Origin of the sequence: Sphingomonas adhaesiva (assembly GCF_036946125.1) — a bacterium.
Classification (GTDB): domain Bacteria; phylum Pseudomonadota; class Alphaproteobacteria; order Sphingomonadales; family Sphingomonadaceae; genus Sphingomonas; species Sphingomonas adhaesiva_A.
Genome location: NZ_JAQIJT010000001.1, coordinates 1001385 through 1023761 on the forward strand (window position 1 = coordinate 1001385; position 22377 = coordinate 1023761).

Annotated in this window: 21 protein-coding genes; 11 read left to right on the forward strand and 10 right to left on the reverse strand. The window is 69.0% G+C overall.

The window, feature by feature from the left end:
* Positions 1–9 precede the first annotated feature (9 nt).
* Both PGN23_RS04850 and PGN23_RS04855 read left to right on the forward strand, forming a co-directional pair.
* On the forward strand, positions 10–213 hold the full coding sequence (locus PGN23_RS04850; RefSeq protein WP_335301698.1) for a hypothetical protein: 204 nt from the start codon (positions 10–12) through the stop codon (positions 211–213).
* 75 nt (positions 214–288) lie between these two features.
* Positions 289–1650 carry a dicarboxylate/amino acid:cation symporter gene (locus tag PGN23_RS04855; protein WP_335301699.1) on the forward strand — a complete coding sequence of 454 codons (1362 nt, stop codon included), beginning with the start codon at positions 289–291 and terminating at the stop codon, positions 1648–1650.
* A gap of 42 nt (positions 1651–1692) precedes the next feature.
* Here the strand turns inward: PGN23_RS04855 and PGN23_RS04860 are convergent, their stop codons facing one another.
* Positions 1693–2451: a sulfite exporter TauE/SafE family protein gene (locus tag PGN23_RS04860; protein ID WP_335301700.1), complete on the reverse strand. Its 759-nt coding sequence runs from the start codon at positions 2449–2451 to the stop codon at positions 1693–1695.
* Between the two features lie 299 nt (positions 2452–2750).
* Here PGN23_RS04860 and rpiA point away from each other — a divergent pair, with 299 nt between their 5' ends.
* From rpiA to tal, 3 genes are all read left to right on the forward strand, one after another.
* Positions 2751–3413, forward strand: a complete 663-nt coding sequence (gene rpiA, locus PGN23_RS04865) for a ribose-5-phosphate isomerase RpiA (RefSeq protein ID WP_335301701.1) — start codon at positions 2751–2753, stop codon at positions 3411–3413.
* Positions 3414–3482: 69 nt separating this feature from the next.
* Positions 3483–5555, forward strand: a complete 2073-nt coding sequence (gene tkt / locus PGN23_RS04870; protein WP_335301702.1) for a transketolase — start codon at positions 3483–3485, stop codon at positions 5553–5555.
* Positions 5552–6655: a transaldolase gene (gene tal, locus PGN23_RS04875; protein WP_335301703.1), complete on the forward strand. Its 1104-nt coding sequence runs from the start codon at positions 5552–5554 to the stop codon at positions 6653–6655. Before tkt ends, tal begins: the two co-directional genes overlap by 4 nt.
* An 88-nt stretch (positions 6656–6743) precedes the next feature.
* Here the strand turns inward: tal and PGN23_RS04880 are convergent, their stop codons facing one another.
* The 5 genes from PGN23_RS04880 to PGN23_RS04900 all read right to left on the reverse strand — a co-directional run bounded on the left by PGN23_RS04880 (position 6744) and on the right by PGN23_RS04900 (position 12792).
* Positions 6744–7742, reverse strand: coding sequence for an NAD-dependent epimerase/dehydratase family protein (locus PGN23_RS04880; RefSeq protein WP_335301704.1), 999 nt, complete (start codon positions 7740–7742; stop codon positions 6744–6746).
* 257 nt (positions 7743–7999) lie between these two features.
* Positions 8000–9316, reverse strand: a complete 1317-nt coding sequence (locus tag PGN23_RS04885; protein ID WP_335301705.1) for a UDP-glucose dehydrogenase family protein — start codon at positions 9314–9316, stop codon at positions 8000–8002.
* 74 nt (positions 9317–9390) lie between these two features.
* On the reverse strand, positions 9391–9780 hold the full coding sequence (locus PGN23_RS04890) for an acyl-CoA thioesterase (RefSeq protein ID WP_335301706.1): 390 nt from the start codon (positions 9778–9780) through the stop codon (positions 9391–9393).
* Complete coding sequence (locus PGN23_RS04895; protein ID WP_335301707.1) at positions 9777–10340, reverse strand: DedA family protein; 564 nt, start codon at positions 10338–10340, stop codon at positions 9777–9779. The genes PGN23_RS04890 and PGN23_RS04895 overlap by 4 nt, the downstream gene beginning before the upstream one ends.
* 358 nt (positions 10341–10698) lie before the next feature.
* Positions 10699–12792: a S9 family peptidase gene (locus PGN23_RS04900; RefSeq protein ID WP_335301708.1), complete on the reverse strand. Its 2094-nt coding sequence runs from the start codon at positions 12790–12792 to the stop codon at positions 10699–10701.
* A 35-nt stretch (positions 12793–12827) separates the two neighbouring features.
* Between PGN23_RS04900 and gluQRS the strand changes: the two genes are divergently transcribed.
* From gluQRS to egtD, 5 genes are all read left to right on the forward strand, one after another.
* The gene (gluQRS, locus tag PGN23_RS04905; RefSeq protein WP_335301709.1) at positions 12828–13649 is read left to right on the forward strand and encodes a tRNA glutamyl-Q(34) synthetase GluQRS; all 822 of its coding nucleotides are present in this window, start codon (positions 12828–12830) and stop codon (positions 13647–13649) included.
* A gap of 484 nt (positions 13650–14133) precedes the next feature.
* Positions 14134–14367 carry a twin transmembrane helix small protein gene (locus PGN23_RS04910; RefSeq protein WP_335301710.1) on the forward strand — a complete coding sequence of 78 codons (234 nt, stop codon included), beginning with the start codon at positions 14134–14136 and terminating at the stop codon, positions 14365–14367.
* A gap of 9 nt (positions 14368–14376) precedes the next feature.
* Positions 14377–14946 carry a cob(I)yrinic acid a,c-diamide adenosyltransferase gene (locus tag PGN23_RS04915; RefSeq protein WP_335301711.1) on the forward strand — a complete coding sequence of 190 codons (570 nt, stop codon included), beginning with the start codon at positions 14377–14379 and terminating at the stop codon, positions 14944–14946.
* Positions 14947–14996: 50 nt separating this feature from the next.
* A complete protein-coding gene (egtB, locus tag PGN23_RS04920) occupies positions 14997–16256 on the forward strand; it encodes an ergothioneine biosynthesis protein EgtB (protein WP_335301712.1) in 1260 nt (419 codons plus the stop codon).
* Between the two features lie 4 nt (positions 16257–16260).
* Positions 16261–17238 carry an L-histidine N(alpha)-methyltransferase gene (gene egtD / locus PGN23_RS04925; protein ID WP_335301713.1) on the forward strand — a complete coding sequence of 326 codons (978 nt, stop codon included), beginning with the start codon at positions 16261–16263 and terminating at the stop codon, positions 17236–17238.
* A gap of 122 nt (positions 17239–17360) precedes the next feature.
* Here the strand turns inward: egtD and PGN23_RS04930 are convergent, their stop codons facing one another.
* Entirely contained in the window at positions 17361–18380 is a 1020-nt protein-coding gene (locus tag PGN23_RS04930; protein ID WP_335301714.1) for a DUF1176 domain-containing protein, read from the reverse strand.
* A complete protein-coding gene (locus PGN23_RS04935; RefSeq protein ID WP_335301715.1) occupies positions 18377–19456 on the reverse strand; it encodes a DUF1176 domain-containing protein in 1080 nt (359 codons plus the stop codon). The genes PGN23_RS04930 and PGN23_RS04935 overlap by 4 nt, the downstream gene beginning before the upstream one ends.
* Positions 19457–19526: 70 nt before the next feature.
* Between PGN23_RS04935 and PGN23_RS04940 the strand changes: the two genes are divergently transcribed.
* On the forward strand, positions 19527–20396 hold the full coding sequence (locus PGN23_RS04940) for a 3-hydroxybutyryl-CoA dehydrogenase (protein WP_335301716.1): 870 nt from the start codon (positions 19527–19529) through the stop codon (positions 20394–20396).
* 27 nt (positions 20397–20423) lie between these two features.
* Here the strand turns inward: PGN23_RS04940 and PGN23_RS04945 are convergent, their stop codons facing one another.
* Entirely contained in the window at positions 20424–21392 is a 969-nt protein-coding gene (locus tag PGN23_RS04945) for a phosphoribosylaminoimidazolesuccinocarboxamide synthase (protein WP_335301717.1), read from the reverse strand.
* Positions 21389–22366 (reverse strand): agmatine deiminase family protein, encoded by a 978-nt coding sequence (locus PGN23_RS04950; RefSeq protein WP_335301718.1) that lies wholly within the window; start codon positions 22364–22366, stop codon positions 21389–21391. Before PGN23_RS04950 ends, PGN23_RS04945 begins: the two co-directional genes overlap by 4 nt.
* Positions 22367–22377: the final 11 nt, after the last annotated feature.

The following is a 22377-nucleotide window of genomic DNA, read 5'->3' on the forward strand; positions in this document are numbered from 1 at the left end:
AGGTTTGCGATGTCCCGACAGTTGAAGATGGGTACGATCAGCCCGGAGGAATTCCTGCAGTTCCGTCGCCACATTCCGGCGGTGACGAAGCAGGGCGTCATGGACACCTACCGGATCAGCCAGCACAGCTGGTACAAGTTGCGCGACGGCAAGCCCGTGAAGCAGGACGTCATCGATCGCCTGCGGGCGCGCTACGCGGCGACATCGGCCTGATCCTCTCCCTCCTGCGGGCGTCGTCATCCGGCGGCGCCCGGTCGTTTCCCGTTTCCGTCAGCGTTGGATGACATCATGATCCCAGCCTCCCCTCTGCTCCACGATCCCGCCCCCCGGCCATGGTATCGGCACCTCTACGTCCAGGTGCTGGTCGCGATCGTGGCGGGGGTGCTGCTGGGGCATTTCGCGCCGGCCACGGGGGAGGCGCTGAAGCCTTTGGGCGATGCGTTCATCAAGCTGGTGAAGATGATTATCGCGCCGGTGATCTTCCTGACGATCGTGACCGGGATCGCGGGGATGCGCGACCTGGCCGCGGTGGGGCGCGTCGCGGCCAAGGCGTTCGGCTACTTCCTGTTCTTCTCGACGCTGGCGCTGATCGTCGGGCTGGTCGTCGCCAACGTGGTGCGGCCGGGGGCGGGGCTGAACATCGATCCGGCCACGCTCGATGCGGGCAAGGTCGCGGACTATGCCGCCAAGGCGCACGACAGCACGCTGACCGGCTTCCTGCTGGGGGTCATCCCCGACAGCTTCCTGTCGGGGCTGACCGGGGGCAACATCCTCCAGACGCTGTTCGTCGCGATCCTGTTCGGCATCGGCCTCGCGATGATCGGCGAGCGCGGCGCGCGGGTGCTCCACGCGCTGGAGGACCTGTCGCTGGCGGTGTTCAAGGTGGTGGCGATCCTGATGAAGGCCGCGCCGATCGGCGCGTTCGGCGCGATGGCGTTCACCATCGGCAAGTACGGCGTCGGCACGCTCGCCAACCTCGCCGCGCTGGTCGGCACCTTCTACCTCACCTCGCTGCTGTTCGTGATCGTCGTGCTGGGCGCGGTGGCGCGGTTGTGCGGCTTCTCGATCCTGAAGCTGATCGCCTATCTGAAGGCGGAACTGCTGCTGGTGCTGGGGACGTCCTCGTCGGAAAGCGCGCTGCCGAGCCTGATCGAGAAGATGGAGCGCGCGGGCTGCCCCAAGTCGATCGTCGGGCTGGTGGTGCCGACGGGCTATTCGTTCAACCTGGACGGTACCAACATCTACATGACGCTGGCGGCGCTGTTCATCGCGCAGGCGTGCAACGTCGAGCTGACGCTGGGGCAGCAGCTCTTGCTGCTGGGGGTCGCGATGCTGTCGTCGAAGGGGGCCGCGGGGGTGACCGGCGCGGGGTTCATCACGCTGGCCGCGACGCTGTCGATCGTCCCGAGCGTGCCGGTCGCGGGCATGGCGCTGATCCTGGGCGTCGACCGCTTCATGAGCGAGTGCCGCAGCCTCACCAACTTCATCGGCAATGCGGTGGCCACCGTCGTCGTCTCGCGCTGGGAAGGAAAGCTGGACCGCGCGCAGTTCGATGCGGCGATGCACGGGCAGATGCCGCTCCCCGCCGATGACGACACCGCGGCGACGATCCACGCCGCGATCGTGGCGGAAAGAGGCCGGGCGCTCTGACGCCGGCCGCGGCGGCCGGGGCGGATCGATACGATCTCCGGCCTAGAACCACTCGCGCGCGGCGATCCACAGCGCCAGCAAGGTGCCGCACGCGATGACGACGAAGCGCAGGCGGGCCGGATCGATGCGGTCGATCAGCCGCGTGCCCGCCAGCCCGCCCACCAGCGCGCCCGCGCCCAGCGGCACCGCGATCCCGACCGCCACCGCGCCCGAGGCGACGAAGATCAGCGTCGCGGCCGCGTTGATGAGCAGCACCAGCAGGTTCTTCGCATGCGCCGCCGCGCGCGGCGGGACGCGCAGCCTGGCGAGCAGCGCCAGCACCAGGAAGCTGTTCCCGCCGCCGTAGAAGCCGCCATAGACCGCCAGCGGGGCGAGCCGGACCGCGATCGCGCCCGCGCCGAGCGCCATGGCGCCCGTTGCCGCGGGCGCTCCCCCGGCCCGGCTGTTCCACGCGTAGAGCCCGGTGGCGAAGAGGATGAGCGCCGGCAGCGCCAGCCCGAACATCGCGGTCGGCGTGACGAGCAGCAATCCCGCCCCGACCGCGCCCCCCAGCAGCGCGACCGCCGCGACGGTCCGCCGCACGGGTGACGGACCGATCGGGACGAGGCTGTGCCGCGCATACCAACCGCTCGCGATCTGCCCCGGCAGCAAGGCGACGGTCGAGGTCAGGCTGGCGATATCCGCCGGCTGTCCCAGCGCGGCTAGTGCGGCGACGACCAGGATCGGACCGCCCCCTGCCAGCGCGTTCATCGCCCCGGCCATGAGCCCCAGCAGGAAGATCGCATACCATGCGTCGAGCATCCGTCCTTCCCCTCAGGCGATCATGTCGAACCTGCGCGACAATCGTCGTTCCGGATGGAACATCACCCTCTCCCGGCGTACCGGATGTCGCCGGGCCGGGGCCGGGATATCAGATCGATCGGCATCGTCCATGGCGCGGCCGGCCCGCCGCGACGATCCATCCAGCACCGGACCAGCGATCGGCGCGGCCGATCGGTGACGGGCCGATACCGATCGGACGCGGCCGATGCGACCCAGCATCACGGCCCGCGCAGGAGGATCGGTGCACCCGCATCGGGCCGGCGCGCGTTGGTCGCGCGATGAGCGATGACGACAAACGGCTGGCGGCCGAAGCCGCGATGGCGGAAGTATGCGACGGGATGCTCGTCGGGCTGGGTACCGGCTCGACCGTCGCCTTCGCGATCGCAGCCCTCATCCGCGCCCGCCGGCGGATCGAGACGGTCGCTACCAGCGAGGACAGCGCCGCGAAGGCGCGCCGCGGCGGGCTGACGGTGCGCGACTTCGCGAACGTATCGCGGGTCGATCTGACCATCGACGGCGCGGACGAGATCGACCCGCACCTGCGCGCGATCAAGGGGGCGGGTGGTGCCCTTCTGCGCGAGAAGATCGTCGCCGCCGCCTCCGATCGCATGATCGTCATCGCCGATGGGTCGAAGCGTGTCGCGGCGCTGGGCGTCGCGAAGCTGCCGGTGGAGGTCCTGCCCTTCGCGCGCACCTTCGCGTCCATGCGTCTTGCCGCGCTCGGGGCGACGGTCGAGAGGCGCGGCGGCCCGACCGACAACGGCAACATCATCCTCGACGCGCATTTCGGCGCGATCGCCGACCCCGCGGCGCTGGCGCTGGCCATCGCGGAGGTCCCGGGCGTGCTGGGCCACGGCCTGTTCCTCGACGAGGTGGATGCCGCCTATATCGCCGAAAAGGGCGTCGTTACGCGGCTGGAACGCGGGCGCGCGAGCGGTTAAGGGGGCGGGGACTCGGCAACCGGCGTGCCGCCGGTGCGTTCCTTGACCATTCCCGACACGAGGTTGTTCATGACCGATACCGCCACCCCGCCCGCCGGCGTTCACGAGGACGGCAGCGCCGAGCGGCTCCAGATCGACACGATCCGTACCCTGTCGATGGACGCGGTGCAGAAGGCCAATTCGGGCCACCCCGGCACGCCGATGGCGCTGGCCCCGGTCGGCTGGACGGTGTGGACGCAGTTCCTGCGCTACGACCCCGCACATGCCGACTGGCCCAATCGCGATCGTTTCGTGCTGTCGGTCGGCCATGCCTCGATGCTGCTCTACAGCCTGTTGCATCTGGCCGGGGTCGAGGAGATCGACAAGGACGGCCGGAAGTCCGGCAATGCCGCGGTCAGCCTGGAGGACATCCGCCAGTTCCGACAGCTTGGCTCGAAGACCCCGGGCCACCCAGAATATCGCCACACCACGGGCGTCGAAACCACGACCGGCCCGCTGGGCGCCGGCTGCGGCAATTCGGTCGGCATGGCGATCGCCGAGCGCTGGCTGGCGGCACGCTACAACCGGCCCGGCTTCACGCTGTTCGACCACGACGTCTATACGCTGTGCGGCGACGGCGACATGATGGAGGGCGTCTCCGCCGAGGCCGCCAGCATGGCCGGCCACCTGAAGCTCAGCAACCTGTGCTGGATCTACGACGCCAACCAGATCTCGATCGAGGGGGCGACCGATCTCGCCTTCGACGAGGACGTGGGCAAGCGCTTCCAGGCTTATGGCTGGAACGTCATCCACGTCGACGACGCCAACGACGTCGAGGCGCTCAAGCGTGCGCTCCAGGCGTTCCGTGACGAGAACGAGCGTCCGACCTTCATCGTCGTCCACTCGGTCATCGGCTGGGGCAGCCCGCGCGCGGGCAGCGAGAAGGCGCATGGCGAGCCGCTGGGGGCGGAGAATGTCGCCAAGACCAAGGAAGCCTATGGCTGGCCGGTCGATCAGGACTTCTTCGTGCCCGATGGCGTGAAGGAAGCCTTCACCGCCGCCGTGCGCGATCGCGGTGCCAAGGCGCGCGACGAATGGGTCGCCACCTTCGATCGTTATCGCAGCGAGCATCCCGACCTCGCCGCCGAGCTCGACCTGATGCTCAAGGATGAGCTGCCCGAGGGCTGGGACAGCGAGATCCCGACCTTCGACGCGGACGAGAAGGGCGTGGCCAGCCGCGATGCGGGCGGCAAGGTGCTCAACGCCATCGTCAAGAAGGTGCCGTGGCTGCTCGGCGGCTCGGCCGACCTCGCCCCGTCGACCAAGACCGACATCAGGGGTGCCGCGTCGTTCGAGGCGGGCAATTACGGCGGCAGCAACCTCCATTTCGGCGTGCGCGAACATGCGATGGGCGCGGTGGTCAACGGCATGGCGCTGTCGCACCTGCGCAGCTACGGCTCCACCTTCCTCGTCTTCCTCGACTATATGCGCGCGCCGGTACGGCTGTCCGCGCTGATGGAGATCGGCGCGGTCTGGGTCTATACGCACGATTCGATCGGCGTGGGCGAGGACGGCCCTACCCACCAGCCGATCGAGCATCTCGCCACGATGCGCGCGATCCCGGGGCTCGACACGATCCGCCCGTGCGACGCGAACGAGGTGGCGGAGGCATGGCGCGCGGTGATGCAGGATGCCTCCACCCCCGCCGCACTGGTGCTGTCGCGCCAGGCGCTGCCGACGCTCGATCGCTCCAAATATGCGCCCGCCTCGGGGCTGGCCAAGGGTGGCTATGTCCTTGCCGGCGGCGAGGAAACGCCCGACGTCATCCTGATCGCGACCGGCTCGGAAGTGTCGCTGGCGGTACAGGCCTATGAGAAGCTGATTGCGGAGGGTGTGAAGGCGCGCGTCGTATCGCTGCCCAGCTGGTACCGCTACGAGCTGCAGGACGCCGCCTACAAGGAAAGCGTTTTGCCGAAGGCGGTGCGCGCGCGCGTCGCGATCGAAATGGCGGGCGAGCTCGGCTGGGACCGCTATGTCGGCACCGACGGCGCGACGATCACCATGTCGACCTTCGGCGCGTCGGCCCCGATCGCCAAATTGCAGGACAAGTACGGCTTCACGGTCGATAACGTCGTGAAGGTCGCGAAAGAGGTGATGGCATGAGCAGGCTCCAGGATCTCGGCAACGCCGGCACCGCGGTGTGGCTCGACTTCGTCGACCGCAAGTTCCTGAACGAAGGTGGCTTGCAGAAGCTGGTCGACGACGACGGCCTGACCGGCGTGACGTCCAACCCGACCATCTTCGAAAAGGCGATGGGATCGGGTGACGCCTATGACGAGGGTTTCGCCGCCTTCGACAAGGCGCACCCGGGCGCGACCGCGATGGAGCGCTACGAGGCGCAGGCGATCCAGGATATCCAGGCCGCGTGCGACACGCTGTTGCCGGTCTACGAGAAGCTGGACGCCGCCGATGGCTATGTCAGCCTGGAGGTGTCGCCCTATCTCGCGCTCAAGGGCCCGGAGACGGCCGAGGAGGCCGAACGGCTGTGGAAGGCGGTCGACCGGCCCAACCTGATGATTAAAATTCCCGGCACCGACGACGGCGTGCGTGCGATCCGCGACACGATCGCCAAGGGGATCAACGTCAACGTCACGCTCCTGTTCTCGATCGATGCCTATAAGAAGGTGGCGATGGCCTATGTCGAGGGGCTGGAGGAGCGCGTCTCGAAGGACCTGCCGATCGACCGTATCGCCAGCGTCGCCAGCTTCTTCATCAGCCGCATCGACGGCAAGATCGACGAAGCGATCGATGCCGGCAAGGGCGGTGACGAAGCGAAGCCGCTGAAGGGCAAGGTCGCGATCGCCAATGCCAAGGTCGCCTATGCCTGGTACGAGGAGTTCATCGCCTCCGACCGCTGGCAGAAGCTGGCCGCGAAGGGCGCCCGCCCGCAGCGGCTGCTGTGGGCATCGACCGGCACGAAGAACCCCGACTATCCCGACACGCTCTATGTCGATACGCTGATCGGCCCCGACACGGTCAACACCATGCCGCCCAAGACGATGGACGCCTTTCGCGACCATGGCACCGTGGCACGGACGCTCACCGCGGATGTCGACGATGCGCGGCACGTGCTGGCGGAGGCGGAACGGCTGGGCCTCGACCTCGACGGCGTCACGACGACGCTGGTCGAAGAGGGTGTGGCGAGCTTTTCCAAGTCGTTCGACGACCTGCTCAAGGTGATCGAGGCGAAGCGGCCGAAGTAAGCTGCTACCTCCGTTCGTGCTGAGCGAAGTCGAAGCACAGCCACAGCGCGTGGCCTTCGACTTCGCTCAGGCCGAACGGGCCTCGGGATCAGATGGCCTTGTACCCCCGGAACCATTCCACGAACGCGGGCAGCCCCACGTCGATCGGCGTCGTCGGCGCATAGCCCAGGTCGCGCTGGATCGCGTCGATGTCGGCATAGGTCGCACGCACGTCGCCGGGCTGCATCGGCTGGTAATCCCTTACCGCCGTACGACCGCACGCCGCCTCCAGCACCGCGATGAACCGCCCCAGTTCCTCGGCGCGATTGTTGCCGATGTTATAGACGCGGTGCGGGCCGGCGCTGCCGCCGGCCTTGATCGCGCCGTCGTCCGCCGGCGGATGGTCGTGCGCGGCGACCACGCCGCTGACGATATCGTCGATATAGGTGAAGTCGCGGCTCATCCGCCCCTCGCCGAACACCTTGATCGGGCGCCCGCCCAGGATCGCGTCGGTGAACAGCCACGGCGCCATGTCGGGCCGCCCCCACGGGCCATAGACGGTGAAGAAGCGCAGCCCCGTCTGCGGCAGGCGATAGAGATGCGCATAGGTCTCGCTCATCAGCTCGTCCGCGCGCTTCGTCGCGGCATAGAGCGAGACGGGATGATCGACGCGGTCCTCGACCCGGAACGGTAGCTGCGTATTGCCGCCATAGACCGACGACGAAGAGGCATAGACCAGGTGCCGCACGCCGCGATGACGTGCCATTTCCAGCACGTTGACATGCCCCATCAGGTTGGAGCGCACATAGGCATGCGGGTTTTGCAGCGAATAGCGCACCCCGGCCTGCGCGCCGAGATGGATGATGCGGTCGATCTCCTCGCCCGCGACCGCCGAATTCAGCGCCTCCATGTCGGCAAAGTCGATGCGGTGGCACACCGTGCGCTCGCCGAACTGCCGCGCCAGATGCGCGAGGCGATCCTCCTTCAGCTGCGGGTCGTAATAATCGTTGAACGAATCGACCCCGATCACGCGCTCGCCGCGCGCCAGCAGCCGCTCGGCCACCGCCATGCCGATGAACCCGGCCATGCCGGTGACGAGGGTGGCCATGCTCGAAACGCTCCCGTGCTGCGCGGTCGCTCTATGCGCGCAAGGGTTAAGGGGAGGCAATCACCGCTCACGTCACCCCGGGGCGAGACCTTTGCAAAAGTGTCACCGTGCTCCTGCGAAGGCAGGAGCCCAGGGTTGCAGGTCACACAAGGCGTTGTTCTGCTTGGCCCTGGGCTCCTGCCTTCGCAGGAGCACGGCATGAACTCGGCACTGCTGCAGCCGTTTTACAAAGATCCCGCACGATGCCGGGTGGCAGCCTACCGCCCCACACCCGTATACGCGAACCCTGCGCGCTCCACCTCGGCCAGCGAGTAGATGTTGCGCAGGTCGACCATCACCGGCTGCGTCATCAGCCCGGCCAGCCGCTTCAGGTCGAGCGCGCGGAACACGTTCCACTCGGTGACGATCACTACCGCATCCGCCCCGGTCGCCGCGTCATAGGCGTCGCGGCAATAGGTGATGTCGGGCATCAGCGCGCGCGCCGCCTCCACGCCCTCGGGATCGAAGGCGCGCACCGCGACCCCCGCGTCCTGCAGCGCCTGGACGATCGCGAGGCTGGGCGCATCGCGCATGTCGTCGGTATCGGGCTTGAAGGTGAGGCCGAGCACCGCGACCGTCTTCCCCTTCGCTCCTTCGATACCGTCTGCGTTCAGCGCGTGGAGCACCTTGCGCCCCATCGCGCGCTTGCGCGCGTCGTTGACCTTCACCACCGCCTCGACGATCCGCACCGGCGCCTCGAAATCCTCGCCCGTCTTCAGCAGCGCCAGCGTGTCCTTGGGGAAGCACGATCCGCCATAACCCGGCCCGGCGTGGAGGAATTTCGAGCCGATGCGATTGTCGAGGCCGATGCCGCGGCTGACATCCTGCACGTTCGCGCCCACCGCCTCGCACAGGTCCGCGATCTCGTTGATGAACGTGATCTTGGTCGCGAGGAACGCGTTGGCGGCATATTTGATGAGCTCCGCGGTGCGCCGCGCGGTGAACAGGATCGGGCTCTCGTTGAGGTAGAGCGGGCGATACACCTCGCGCATCACGCCGCGCGCACGGTCGTCTTCGGTCCCGATGACGATGCGGTCGGGCCGCTTGAAGTCGCCGATCGCGGCGCCTTCGCGCAGGAATTCGGGGTTCGACACCACCGCGACCGCGCCGGCGTCATGCCCCGCCTCGCGCAGGATCGCCTCCACCTTGTCGCCGGTGCCGACGGGAACGGTGGATTTGGTGACGATCACGGTCGGCCCGGTGATCGCGGCGGCGATCTCCTGCGTCGCGGCGAAGACGTAGGAGAGGTCCGCATGGCCGTCGCCGCGGCGCGACGGCGTGCCCACCGCGATGAAGATCGCGTCCGCGCCCGCGACGGCGCCGGTCAGGTCGGTGGTGAAGGTCAGCCGCCCGGCCTCGACGTTGGCGGCGACCAGCGCGGCGAGCCCGGGCTCGTAGATCGGCATCCGCCCCGCCTTCAACGCGTCGATCTTGCCGGCATCCTTGTCGACGCAGGTCACGTCGTGTCCGAAATCGGAGAAGCAGGCGCCGGAGACGAGGCCGACATAGCCCGAGCCGATCATCGTGATCTTCATGTGCGATCCCTTTGCCGCAGTGGCGGTGACGCGCGCCCTCTACGGGCTGCGATCGGGCGCGGCAACGACCGCGATCACCCGAGGAAGGGTGCCGCGATCTCCGGCCGCACGCGCAGCAGTCGCCCGGTGGCGCGATCGAGCAGCGCCCAGGTGGTGACGCCCTCCACCCGCACCCGCCCGTCGCGCCCGGTGAAGCGGAAATGCCGGTCGAACCGGGCACCGCGCGGCGCCTCGGGTACCCAGGTTTCGCCCGTCACCGTCTCGCCCTCCGCCACATTGCCGCGATAGTCGATCTCGTGCCGCGTCACGACCCACACGAACGCCGCCTGCTGCTCCGGCGGCGCGACCGCGGCCCAGTGCGCGACCGCCAGATCCTGGATCCAGCGCACCCATACCGCATTGTTGACGTGGCCCAGTTCGTCGATGTCCGCGGCCTGCGCGGTGAAGGAGCGGGCGAAGGTCATGCGGTTCGGCTCCGATGGCGATGGGCGAGCGCAGCGGCGATCCCGGTCGCGACCAGCCCGCCGACCACCCACCACAAGCGATGATCCTCCGCCAACCGCCCGATCACCGCCTCGAACGCATGACCGAACCAATAGCCGATCGAACAGAAGATCACGCCCCAGGTGACGGCCGATGCCGCGTTTACGATCGCGAACAGCCGCGGCGACACGCCCGCGGTGCCGATCGCGATCGGGCTGATCGTGCGAAAGCCGTAGATGAACCGGAAGGCGAAGATGAACGCGATCGGCCGCCGCGCCAGCATCGCCATCGCGCGGGCGAAGGCCGGCTTGGCGCGGGCCGCGGCGACCCAGCGATGGTCGCGCATCCGCCGCCCCGCAAAGAACCACGCCTGATCCGCGCCGAACGACCCCGTCGCCGCCGCCAGCATCGCCGCCCACAAGGGGAACAGCCCGTGATGCGCGAGGACGCCGCCCGCGATGACCGCAGCCTCACCCTCCAGTGCCGCGCCGGCGAACAGCGCGGCGAGCCCGTATTTGGCGACGATGGCTTCGATGGTCATGGGCGCACGTGCGCCTGTTCCCCGGCGAAGGCGGGACCTCTGTGAAGGTCACTTCCTTGTTCCCCGGCGAAGGCCGGGGTCCAGTTGGGGGACGGTGGTAACAAACGGAAAAGCCACGCCACCTGGGCCCCGGCCTTCGCCGGGGAACGGCGAAATTGTCGAGCGATCCCCGACTTTCGCAAAGGTCCCGCGAAGGTCGGGGTCCAGCTGCGGACAGAGAGCGTATGCCACCGTCCGTCCCACACGCGCGTCACCCCGGACGTGTTCCGGGGTCCAGGGTTCCGCGCGCCTGACGCCGGAAAAGCGCGCGGAGCCCCGGATACCGGGACAAGCCCCGCATCACGACGCGCGGAAACGCTCACCCTTCCACCCCCAGCTGCCACAGCACGAAGGCATGTTCCTCCGCCGCCTCGCGCAGGCTCTCGAACCGTCCCGACTTGCCGCCATGCCCCGCGCCCATATTGGTCTTCAGCAGCAGGATATTGTCGTCGGTCTTGGTCGCCCGCAGCTTCGCGGCCCACTTTGCCGGCTCCCAATAGGTCACGCGCGGGTCGTTGAGCCCGCCCGAGATGAACATCGGCGGATAGTCCTGCGCCCGGACATTGTCGTACGGCGAATAGCTGCGGATCAGCTCGAACGCGGCCTTGTCCTCGATCGGATTGCCCCATTCGGGCCATTCGCCCGGCGTCAGCGGCAGCGTCTCGTCCAGCATCGTGTTCAGCACGTCGACGAACGGCACGTCCGCGATCACCGCGCCCCACAATTCGGGATCGGAATTGACCACCGCGCCCATCAGCTCGCCCCCGGCGGAGCGCCCCGCGATCGCGATCCTGCCCGCGCTGGTCCAGCCGTCCGCGACCAGCGCGCGCGCCACGTCGACGAAATCGGTGAAAGTGTTGGTGCGCTTCTCCAGCTTGCCGTCGTGATACCATTGCTGGCCCAGGTCGTCGCCGCCGCGGATATGCGCGATGGCATAGGCGAACCCGCGGTCGAGCAGGCTCATCCGCCCGGTCGAGAACCCCGGCGCGATCGCATGGCCGTAGGCGCCGTAGGCGTAGAGGAACAGCGGCCGCGACCCGTCGCGCGGGAATCCGGCGGGGTAGACGATCGACACCGGCACCTTCGTCCCGTCGCGCGCCGCGATCTCCAGCCGTTCGGTCGCGTACCGCGATGCGTCGTATCCGCTGGGTATCTCCTGCACCTTGCGCACCGTCATCTCGCCGGTCGCGGTGTCGTAATCGTAGATGGTGCCCGGCGTGACCATCGATTCGTAGCCCAGCCGGATGACGGTCTGGTCGTATTCGGGGTTGTCGCCGGTGCCGGCGGTGTAGCTCGCCTCCTGAAACGCGATCCGCTTGGGCGCCGCGCCCGCGTCGTAGGAATGCAGTTCGATCTGGTCGAGCCCGTCCTCGCGCCCCTCGACGATGAAGAAGTCGCGGAAGCACTCCACCCCGGTCATGTAGAAACGGGGGCTCGGCGCGATCCGCTCCCGCCATTCGCCCGGCGCCTCGATCGATGCGGTGCACAGCCGCCACATCGGATTGGTGTCGTTGGTGTGGATGAACAGCGTGTCGCCATGCGTATCGACGTCATATTCGCGCCCGGCGACCCGCGGCGCGATCAGGATCGGTTCGGCGAAGGGATCGTTCGCGGGGTAGAGGCGGATCTCGCTGGTATCGTGGCTGCTCGTCACCAGCGCGATCCAGCGCCGGTCGCTCGTCTCGCTCACCCCGACCGAGAAGACGGGATCGTCCTCGTAGTAAAGCGTCACGTCGTCCGCCGGGTCGCTGCCCAGCCGATGCACCTTGATCGTGCGGGTGCGCCAATGCTCGTCGGTGAGCCCATAGAGGATGTGCCGCCCGTCGCTGGTGAAGACGATGTTGCCGATCGTCCCCTCGATCGACGTCTCGCCCCATTTGCCCGAGGCGCCGGGGATCACCTCGCCCAGGTCGGCGGACCCGTCCAGGCTCCTGAACCGGATCGTATAGCGCTCGCCGCCGTCGTCGTCGGTGGAATAGGCCATGACGCGTCCGTCCTCGCTGATCGCGATCGCGCCGACGCGGAAATATTCCTTCCCCTCGGCCAGCTTGGGCTCGTCCAGGATCAGCTGGTCCTCGCCGCCTGCGACGGGCTTTCTCCACCACAGCCGGTACTGCCCCCCGGTCTCGAAGGCGGTCCAGTAGAGCCAGTCGCCGTCCTTCTGCGGCACGCTCGATTCGTCTTCCTTGATGCGGGCCTTCATCTCGTCGTACAGGCGGTCGACCAGCGGCTGCTGCGGCGCCATCTGCGCCTCGAAATAGGCGTTTTCCGCCTCCAGATATGCCAGAACGTCGGTGTCGGTGACGTCCGGATAGTTCGGATCGCGCAGCCACGCCCACGGATCCTCGATCGTCATGCCATGGCGGGTGAAGGAATGCGGACGCGTCGCGGCGACGGGAGGGGTGAGGGTCATGACGGCGTGATAGCCGCGGACTTGATCGCGGGTCCATGCCCGCGCACATCCGGGCGATGGTGACGACACGCTTCGCGCCGTCGCCGACCGGGCGGCTGCACCTTGGCCATGCCTATTCCGCGATCCTGGCGCACGATGTCGCGCGCGCGAGGGGCGGGCGGTTCGTGCTCCGGATCGAGGACATCGACGGCACCCGCAGCCGGCCCGAGCATGTCCACGCCATCATCGACGACCTCGCCTGGCTGGGGCTGACCTGGGACGGCCCGGTGGTGTTCCAGTCGCAGCGGCTGGACCGTTACGCCGCCGCGCTCGACCGGCTGCGCGGGCTGGGCCTCCTCTACCGCTGCTATTGCACCCGCGCCGAGATCGCCGAGGCGATGAGCGCGCCGCACGGGCCGGCCGCGGTGTATCCCGGCACCTGCCGCAAAGCGCCGAAGCGCGATGCGCCGCATTGCTGGCGGCTCGACATGGCCGCGGCGGTGACGCGAACGGGCCCGCTGACGTGGCAGAACCATGGCCGCACCATCCTCGCCGACCCGCAGGCGCAGGGCGATGTCGTGCTCGCGCGCAAGGATGCGCCCGCCAGCTATCACCTCGCGGTCACGGTGGACGATGCCGCGCAGGGCGTGACGGACATCGTCCGCGGGCGCGACCTGTTCGAGGCGACGCACATCCACCGCCTGCTCCAGGCGCTGCTCGACCTGCCGGTGCCGGCGTACCACCACCACGACCTGCTGACCGGGCCCGATGGCGAACGCCTCGCCAAACGTCACGGCGCACCGTCACTGGCGGCGATGCGAGAGGCGGGGGAGGATGGCGCTGCGCTGGCGGAGAGGTTGCGGGCGGGCCAAGCCTAGCTCCACCCACGTCGTCATTCCCGCGCCGGCGGGAATCCAGACGCGCTGCCGTTTCCGCTCCTGCCGCGACGTTCGCGTATCCGGATCCCCGCCTCCGCGAGACCTCTGCGAAAGTCGTGAGTCGCTCGACAATTCCGCCGTTCCCCGGCGAAAGCAGGACCTTTGCAAAAGGCTACACCGTGCTCCTGCGTAGGCAGGAGCCCAGGGTTGCAGGTCCGATAAGGCGTTGTTCTGCATGGCCTTGTGCTCCTGCCTGCGCAGGAGCACAGCGCGGGCTCGGTGCCGTTGCACCTGTTTTGCAAAGGCCTCGCGAAAGCCGGGGGCCAGTTGGCGTGGCTTTTCCGTCTGTTACTACCGTCCCGCAGCTGGGCCCCGGCCTTCGCCGGGGAGCAAGTAGCTGAGTTTTGCAAAGGTCTCGTCCGCGCGGGGATGACTCTCATGTTCCGGCGTTGCCCGCCGCCCCACCAACCCCTACATTCCCCCCATGAACACGTTCCTCGTCATCCTGCTGGTCGCGGCGATGATCGCCACGGTGGTCGCGCTGGTGCGCGGCATCGTCACCTTCCTCCAGACCGCCTCGCTCGAGGCGCGCGGACAGGGCGAGGGGCCCACCGCGGCACAGCTGAAATCGAACAAGATGATGCAGATGCGCATCTTCTTTCAGGCGCTGGCGGTGCTTATCGTCGTCGTCATCCTGTTCGCCGCCGGGCGGACCTGACGCGCCCACATGGTCCGGCTCAACCGTATCTACACCCGCACCGGCGATGCGGGGACGACCGGGCTCGTCGACGGCAGCCGCGTGTCCAAGAGCGACGCGCGGATGCAGGCGATCGGTGACGTGGACGAAGCGAACAGCACGATCGGCGTCGCGCTCGCCACGCTGACCCACGAGGCCGTCCGCGCCGAGCTGGCGCTGGTGCAGAACGACCTGTTCGACCTCGGCGCCGATCTCGCCACCCCGGGCCGCGGCGCGGACGAGGATTTCGCGCCGTCCGAGATGGTCTTGCGCATCGTGCCGGCGCAGGTCGAGCGGCTGGAGCGCGCCATCGACGCGCTCAACGAACACCTGGAACCGCTGCGCAGCTTCATCCTGCCCGGCGGGGCGGCCGCGCATCTCCACGTCGCACGTTCGACCGTGCGCCGCGCCGAGCGATCGGCGGTGGCGATCACGCACGGCGCCAACCCGCAGGCGCTCAAATACCTCAACAGATTATCGGATTTTTTGTTCGTCGCCTGCCGCGTGGTGAACCAATCGGCTGGCGGGGACGTTCTGTGGGTTGCGGGGGCCAATCGATAAATCGGTGACGCCTGCACCCGCCGCCTCCCGCGGCGGCAGGAGCAGATGTCATGGAAGCTATTCGGCCCGCGCCCGACGACGCGACGACGCTCGCGTCGCGCTACGATGCGGTCCGCTCGCTGACGGAGGCGCTGGTCGCGCCGCTGTCCGATGCCGATGCCACGGTCCAGTCGATGGACGACGCCTCGCCCGCCAAGTGGCATCTGGCGCACACCACCTGGTTCTTCGAGACGTTCGTGCTGCGCGATCATGTCGTGGGCTACCGCGCCTACGACGACCAGTTCGCCTTCCTGTTCAACAGCTATTACGAGGCGGAAGGGAAACGCCATGCCCGCGCCCGCCGCGGCATGGTGACGCGCCCCTCGCTGGCGGAGGTGCTCGCCTATCGCGCCGCGGTCGACGCCGCGCTGCTCGACGCGCTCCCCACGCTGCCGTCCGCGGCGGTCGAACTGGTGGCGCTCGGCTGCCACCACGAGGAGCAGCATCAGGAACTGCTGGTCACCGACATCCTCCACCTCTTCTCCGAAAATCCGGTCGAACCCGCGATATGGCCCGCCGCGCCCAAGGTGCCGGTGGCGATGCCCGCGCCGATCGCATGGATCGAATCCGCCGAGCATGTGGTCGAGGTCGGCCACGCCGGGCGCGGCTTCGCCTTCGATTGCGAAGGTCCGCGCCATCGCACGCTCGTCCCCGCGCACGCCATCGCCGACCGCACCGTCACCAACGGCGAGTGGGCGGCGTTCATCGCCGATGGCGGCTACGCCGATCCGCGCTGGTGGCTGTCCGACGGCTGGGCATGGGTCCAGCGCGAGAGCGTTGCGGCACCGCTCTATTGGGAGCAGCAGGGCGGCAGGTGGACGCGCTTCGGACTCGACGGCCGCCGCCCGATCGATCCCGCCGCGCCGGTGACGCACGTCAGCTTCTTCGAGGCGGATGCCTATGCCGCCTGGGCCGGCGCCCGCCTGCCGACCGAGGCCGAATGGGAGGCGGCCGCTGCCGCGCATGACGCCCATGGCGGCAACCAGATGGACGCGGCCGGCCCGGTCGAGCCGCGGCCCGCCGCCGGCGGCCCGGCCTTCTTCGGCGACGTGTGGGAATGGACCGGCTCGGCCTACCGCCCCTATCCCGGTTTCGTCGCGGCCGAGGGCGCGGTCGGCGAATATAACGGCAAGTTCATGAGCGGCCAGTTCGTGCTGCGCGGCGGCAGCTGCGCCACCCCGCGCGGCCATGCACGGGCCAGCTACCGCAATTTCTTCTACCCGCACCAACGCTGGCAATTCACCGGCGTGCGGCTTGCAAAGGACCTGTGACATCATGCTGAAGCCGGAGATCGAGGATGGTCAGGCGAGCCTCGCCGACCCGCAGTTCCGCGCCGACGTCCTCGCGGGGCTGACGCGCCGGCCGCGCGCCATCCCCGCGCGCTGGTTCTACGACCATCGCGGATCGCAATTGTTCGAGGAGATCACCGCCCTTCCCGAATATTATCCCACGCGGACCGAGACCGCGTTGCTCCGCTCGCTGTGCCCGGAGCTGCGCGCGCTGATCGGGGAGGGGCGTGCGGTGGTCGAATTCGGCTCCGGCTCCTCGGTGAAGACGCCGATCCTGCTCGATTGCGTCCACCCGTCGGCCTATGTTCCGATCGATATCTCGGGCGAATTCCTGCGCGAATCAGCACGTGACCTCGCGCAGCGCTTCCCGGAGCTGCTGGTGTTGCCGTTCGAGGCCGACTTCACCCGCCCGCTGACGCTGCCGCGCACGATCGAGAACGCGCCCAAGCTGGGCTTCTTCCCCGGCTCCACCATCGGCAACCTGATCCCGCTCGCCGCGATCGACCTGCTGCGGGCGATGCGCGCGTCGCTGGGGGAGGGTGCGATGCTGCTGATCGGGATGGACCGGATCAAGAGCGCGGACGTGCTGGTCCCCGCCTATGACGATGCGCAGGGCGTGACGGCGGCGTTCAACCTAAACCTGCTGCAGCGGATCAACCGCGAACTGGACGGCAATGTCCCCGTCGACGCCTTCGCACACAAGGCGGTATGGAACGACGACCGTGCCCGGATCGAAATGCACCTGGAGGCGCAGCGCGACGCCGCGTTCGAGGTCGACGGCCGCGCCTTCGACATCGCGGCGGGCGAGACGATCCATACGGAGAACAGCCACAAATACGGCGAACGCGACGCCCGCATCCTGCTGCGCGCCGGCGGCTGGACCCCGGTGCGCGAATGGACCGACGACGAGGGCAAGTTCGCGGTGATCCTGGCGGAGGCGCAGGCGGAGCGGCCCGCGCCGTAAATGGAAAGGGCCGGGGGCGGGTGGCGTGCTCGTGGTACGGTGGGACACGCCGGTGCCTGCCGTACCGTCTCGCCTCCACCCACCCCAATCCCTCCCTGAGAAGGGGGGGGCTTATTCCTCGCTCACTCTACCACCACCCGCGCCCGCCACGTCGTGATATATTCGCGCGCGCCGCGACATTCGCCCATCGACGATTGCTCGACCAGCCGGAAGCGCGCGCCGTCCCAGGCGAACGCCTGCATCGACCCGCAATCGCCGATCCCGCGCCCGCGCACGTAGCTGGTCAGGCGCCGCGTCCGTCCGTCCCAGCCGCCCGTGACGACCTGATGGCCCGGCGTCTCGCCGAACCCGGATGGCGCATCCAGCACCGCGGGGACCGGCTTGCCCTTCTCCGACATCACGAACACGCTGGTATAGAGATTGTAGGCGCCGTTGCCGCATGGGTGATCGATCGTCACCAGGCTGTGCGTCGCATCCAGCCGATACGCTTTTGGCGCGACCGGGCCGTTTGCGTACGGGCATACCGCGGCATCCCGCCCGATCAGCTTTACCGCATCCTTGGCCGAGATCGTCCGCGGCGGTTTGCCCGTCACCGGCGGCTGGTGGACGACCGGCAGTGGCGGGGGCGTCGGCACCTGTGACGCGGGAGCGCTGCCGGCGCGGCGCAGCGCGGTGCGCGTACCGACGCGGCGTTGCGCCTCGTCGATCGCCAGCACGCTCGCGGCGAGGCCGGCGAGCGAGGCCTGCGCGACCGGCCGTCCGCGCGCGTCGGTCAGCGTCACCTGCCGTCCCTCCATGAGCGCGGCGGCGAGCGCCCCCTGGAACGGCAGCGCCAGCCCGCCGCCCTTGCCCGGGGCGACGACCTGCGCCAGCACCTTGCCGTCGACGCTCAGCGACAGTTTGGTGGCCTTGGCGACGGTCTCCGGGATCGGCAGCGTCAGCCGCGCCAGCGCGGTGGCGGCGGCATCGCGTCGCAGCACCAGCATCAGATAGTCCTCGCCCCCCTGCGCCTCCGGCACCAGCGCCACCGCGCTGCACATACGCTGGTTGTCGCAGCCCATCGTCCAGTCGGCGAAGGTGCGCAGGTCGCCGGGGGCGGGCATCGCCGCCTGCATCGCGGCGGCGATCAGGAGCGGCGTCATCGCCGCACCACCTTCGCGCGCCACACCGTCAGATAGTGCGGGTTGCCGCGACACTCGCTCATCACCTTCTGCTCCGTCAGCCGAAAACGCGCCCCGTCCCAGGCGAACGATTGCGCGATCCCGCAATCCCCCAGCCCCCGCGCCTTGCCATAACTGCCCAGCAGCCCGCCGTCGAAGCTACCGTTGATGACGCTGCGCACCGGCGCGGTCGCTTCCTGCGCGTCGGGGGCGAAGCCCGATGGCGCATCGACCTGCGCCGGCGTCACCTTTCCGTCGCGCAGGACGAAAAGGGCGTCGATCTCGTTGTACGCGCCTGCCGAGCAGGGCAGCAGGATCAGCGTCGCGCCGCCGCCAAGAGCGTGCAGCCGCGGTTTCCAGCCGTCGCTCTCGCTCATCCGGTCGTCGCATTGCGCGACCCGGCGCATGTCCCCCCATTGCGGAACGCTGGGGGACGCGGCGGTCCCGCCGGGGGTGATGGCGACGACCGTCGGCAGCGGCGGCGCCGGTGGCACCGCGGCTGCCGGGCCGGTGGCGACGGTGGCGGTCACGGTGCCTGCCCGCCCCTGCGCCGCATCGATGAAGCGCAACGCCGCCGACGCGCCCTTGAGCGAGACGGTGGCGAGCGTCGTGCCCGCCGCGTCGTGCAATGTCAGCGCGCGCCCCGTCGCCAGCGCGCCGGCGATGGTCGCGGCGGCGGGGCCGGACAGGCCATTGCCGGCCACCGCGTGTCGCCTCCCGTCGATGACGATCGTCGCCGGCGTGCCCTTGTCGTCGTTCAGGCTGTCGAGCGCGATCTCATACGCCCCCGCCGGCCCTGCGCCGCGGGACAGCGCCATCGTCCATGTCGGGAAGCCGCCGCCCTCCGCCCCCAGCGACGCCATTTCGCAACGCAGGCCGTTGTCGCAGGCCACCGCCCAGTCGCCGAACGTCCTGGGCTCCGCCGGGGCGGGGCGCGCGTTGCTGTCGCGGGGGGCGGCGATGGGCGTGGCGCTCGGCGATGCAGCGGGGGAGGGCGGCGGCGCGGGCTGCGCGCCGCACGCTGCCAGCAACAGCGCCGCCATGACGACTCGCGACATCTTTCCTCCGCCACTGGTGCAAACATCCGCAGCCTGTTTAGAGGGGATCGAAGCTGAACAGGAGATGGGTATGCAGGCTGTCGGGGTGATCGGCGCGGGCCAGATGGGCGCGGGCATCGCACAGGTGAGCGCGGCGGCGGGCTATCGCGTCCTGCTCAGCGACGTCGACCAGCCCCGCGCCGAGGCGGGCAAGGCCGGCATCGCCAAGCGGCTGGCCCGCGATGTGGAAAAGGGCAAGATCGACGCCGACGCCCGCGACCGCCTGCTGGAGCGGATCGAGCCGGTCGGGGACGTCGCCGCGATGGCGCCGTGCGGCCTGGTGATCGAGGCCGCGACCGAGCGGGAGGAGATCAAGCGCGCCATCTTCGCACAGGTCGGCAAGGTGCTGGGCACCGACGCGGTGCTGGCGTCGAATACATCGTCGATCCCGATCACGCGGCTGGCACAGGCCGCACCGGACGCGGGGCGGTTCATCGGGGTGCACTTCTTCAACCCCGTGCCCGTGATGGGTCTGATCGAGGTGATCCGCGGGCTGGCGACGTCCGATGCCACGGTGACGACGATCGAGAGCTATGCCGCGGCGCTCGGCAAGCAGGTGGTGCGCGCCAACGATGCGCCCGGCTTCATCGTCAACCGCATCCTGATGCCGATGCTGAACGAGGCGTGCTTCGCGCTGGGCGAGGGCGTGGCGACGATCCGCGATATCGATCTGGCGTGCCAGCTGGGGCTCAACCACCCGATGGGGCCGCTGACGCTGGCCGATTTCATCGGGCTCGACACCTGCCTGGAGATCACCCGCGTGCTGTTCGAGGGCACCGGCGATCCCAAGTTCCGCCCCGCGCCGCTGCTGGTGAAATATGTCGAGGCGGGCTGGTACGGCCGCAAGACCGGGCGCGGATTCTACGACTATTCGGGTAGCGAGCCCGTGCCGACGCGGTGATCTTTCCCGTCGCTCCGGGGCCGCGCCTCAGCCCGCAAACCCCGCCAGCCGTTCGCGCACCCGCTCCAGCACCGTCGTCCCCGCCATGTCGGGGGCGAAGCGCTCGCCGGTGATCGTCTCATAGGCCTCGATATAGACCTGCGAGGTCCGGGCGATCATCTCGTCCGGGATGGCGGGGAGGGGGTCGCGATACGGGTCGCACCGTGCCGCGACCCAGGCGCGCACCACGTCCTTGTCGAAGCTGTCGGGCCGCTCGCCGCGCTCGAAGCGTGCGTCGTAGGTCGCCGCCTTCCAATAGCGGCTGCTGTCGGGCGTGTGCACCTCGTCCGCCAGCAGGATGCGGCCGTCCGCATCCACGCCGAATTCGTACTTCGTATCCGCCAGGATCAGGCCGCGCTCCGCCGCCATCCGCTGTCCGCGGTCGAACAGCGCCAGTGCGACCGAGCCGATCTCGTCCCATTGCGCCACCGTCAGCAGGCCGTTCGCCAGGATCTCGTCCGGGGTCAGCGGCGCGTCGTGCCCGCCGTCGAACTCCTTGCTGGTGGGGGTGATGATCGGGGTCGGCAGTCGCTCGTTATCGCGCATCCCGTCGGGCAGGGTGGTGCCGTACATCGTGCGCTCGCCGGCCTTGTACAGCGTCAGGATCGAGGTGCCGGTGGTGCCCGCCAGGTAGCCGCGCACGACGATCTCCACCGGCAGGATGGTCAGGCGGCGGCACAGCAGCACGTTGGCGTCGGGATAGTCGATGACGTGGTTGGCGCAGATGTCGGCGGTCTGCTCGAACCACCAGCGTGCGGTCTGCGTCAGCACCTGCCCCTTGAACGGCACCGCGCACAGGATGCGGTCGAACGCGCTCAGCCGGTCGCTGGCGACGATCAGCCGGCGATCGCCCGGCAGGTCGTAATTGTCGCGCACCTTGCCGCGGTAATGGTTGGGCAGGAACGGCAGGTCGACGGTGTCGAGCGTGCGCGACAGCGTGTCGGGGGAAGGGGTCATGCCGGGATCTGCTGGCTGATGCAGTGGAAGCTGCCGCCGCCGGTCAGGATGGCATCGGCGCGCAGCCCGTGCACCTCGCGGTCGGGGAAGATGGCGCGGATGGCGGCGACCGCGGCATCGTCCTGCGCGGTGCCATAGACCGGCACCACGACCGCGGCATTGCCGATGTAGAAGTTCATGTAGCTGGCCGGCACCACGTCATCGTCGCGAAGCACCCGGCCGGGGGAGGGGATCTCCACCACCTCCACCCCGGCGGCGCGGGCCCGTTCCGCCGCGTCCTGATAGACGCGCCAATTGGGGTCGTTCTCCGGCGACCGGGGGATCGCCAGCCGGTTTTCGCCCACGAAGCGGGCCAGATTGTCGACATGGCCGTCGGTGTGATCGTTGAGCAGCCCGTCGCCCAGCCACAGCACGCGGTCATAGCCCAGGTCCTGCCGCAGCAGCCGCTCGATCCCGGTCTTGCTCAGCCCTGGATTGCGGTTGGGATTGAGCAGGCATTGCTCGGTCGTGACGACCAGCCCGGTGCCGTCGCCGTCGATCGCGCCGCCCTCCAGCACCCAGTCGCACGGCAGGATCGTGATCCCGCGCCGCCGCGCCAGCCGCGCGCCGATGTCCTCGTCACCGGGCAGGTCGTACTTGCCGCCCCAGCCGTTGAAGCCGAAATCGCGGGCACGGCCGCTGCCGTCGATGATCGGCGCGGTGTCGCGCAGCCAGATGTCGCCGAACAGCTCGACCGTGACGTCGGCGAACGGCGCCAGCTTGCGGGCGGTCGCGGCGGATTCCTTGTCGGCGGCGACCAGCACCACTTCCTCGCCGCGCCCCTCGGCATGGACAGCGCGGGCGAAGGCGACGACCTCCGCCTGGGCCTGGTCCAGATCCGCTTCCCACAGATCGGGATGGCTGGGAAAACCGATCCACACCGCCTTGTGCGGCGCCCATTCCGGCGGCGGGGTGATCTGGCCGAGCGTGCTCACGTTGCTGTCGT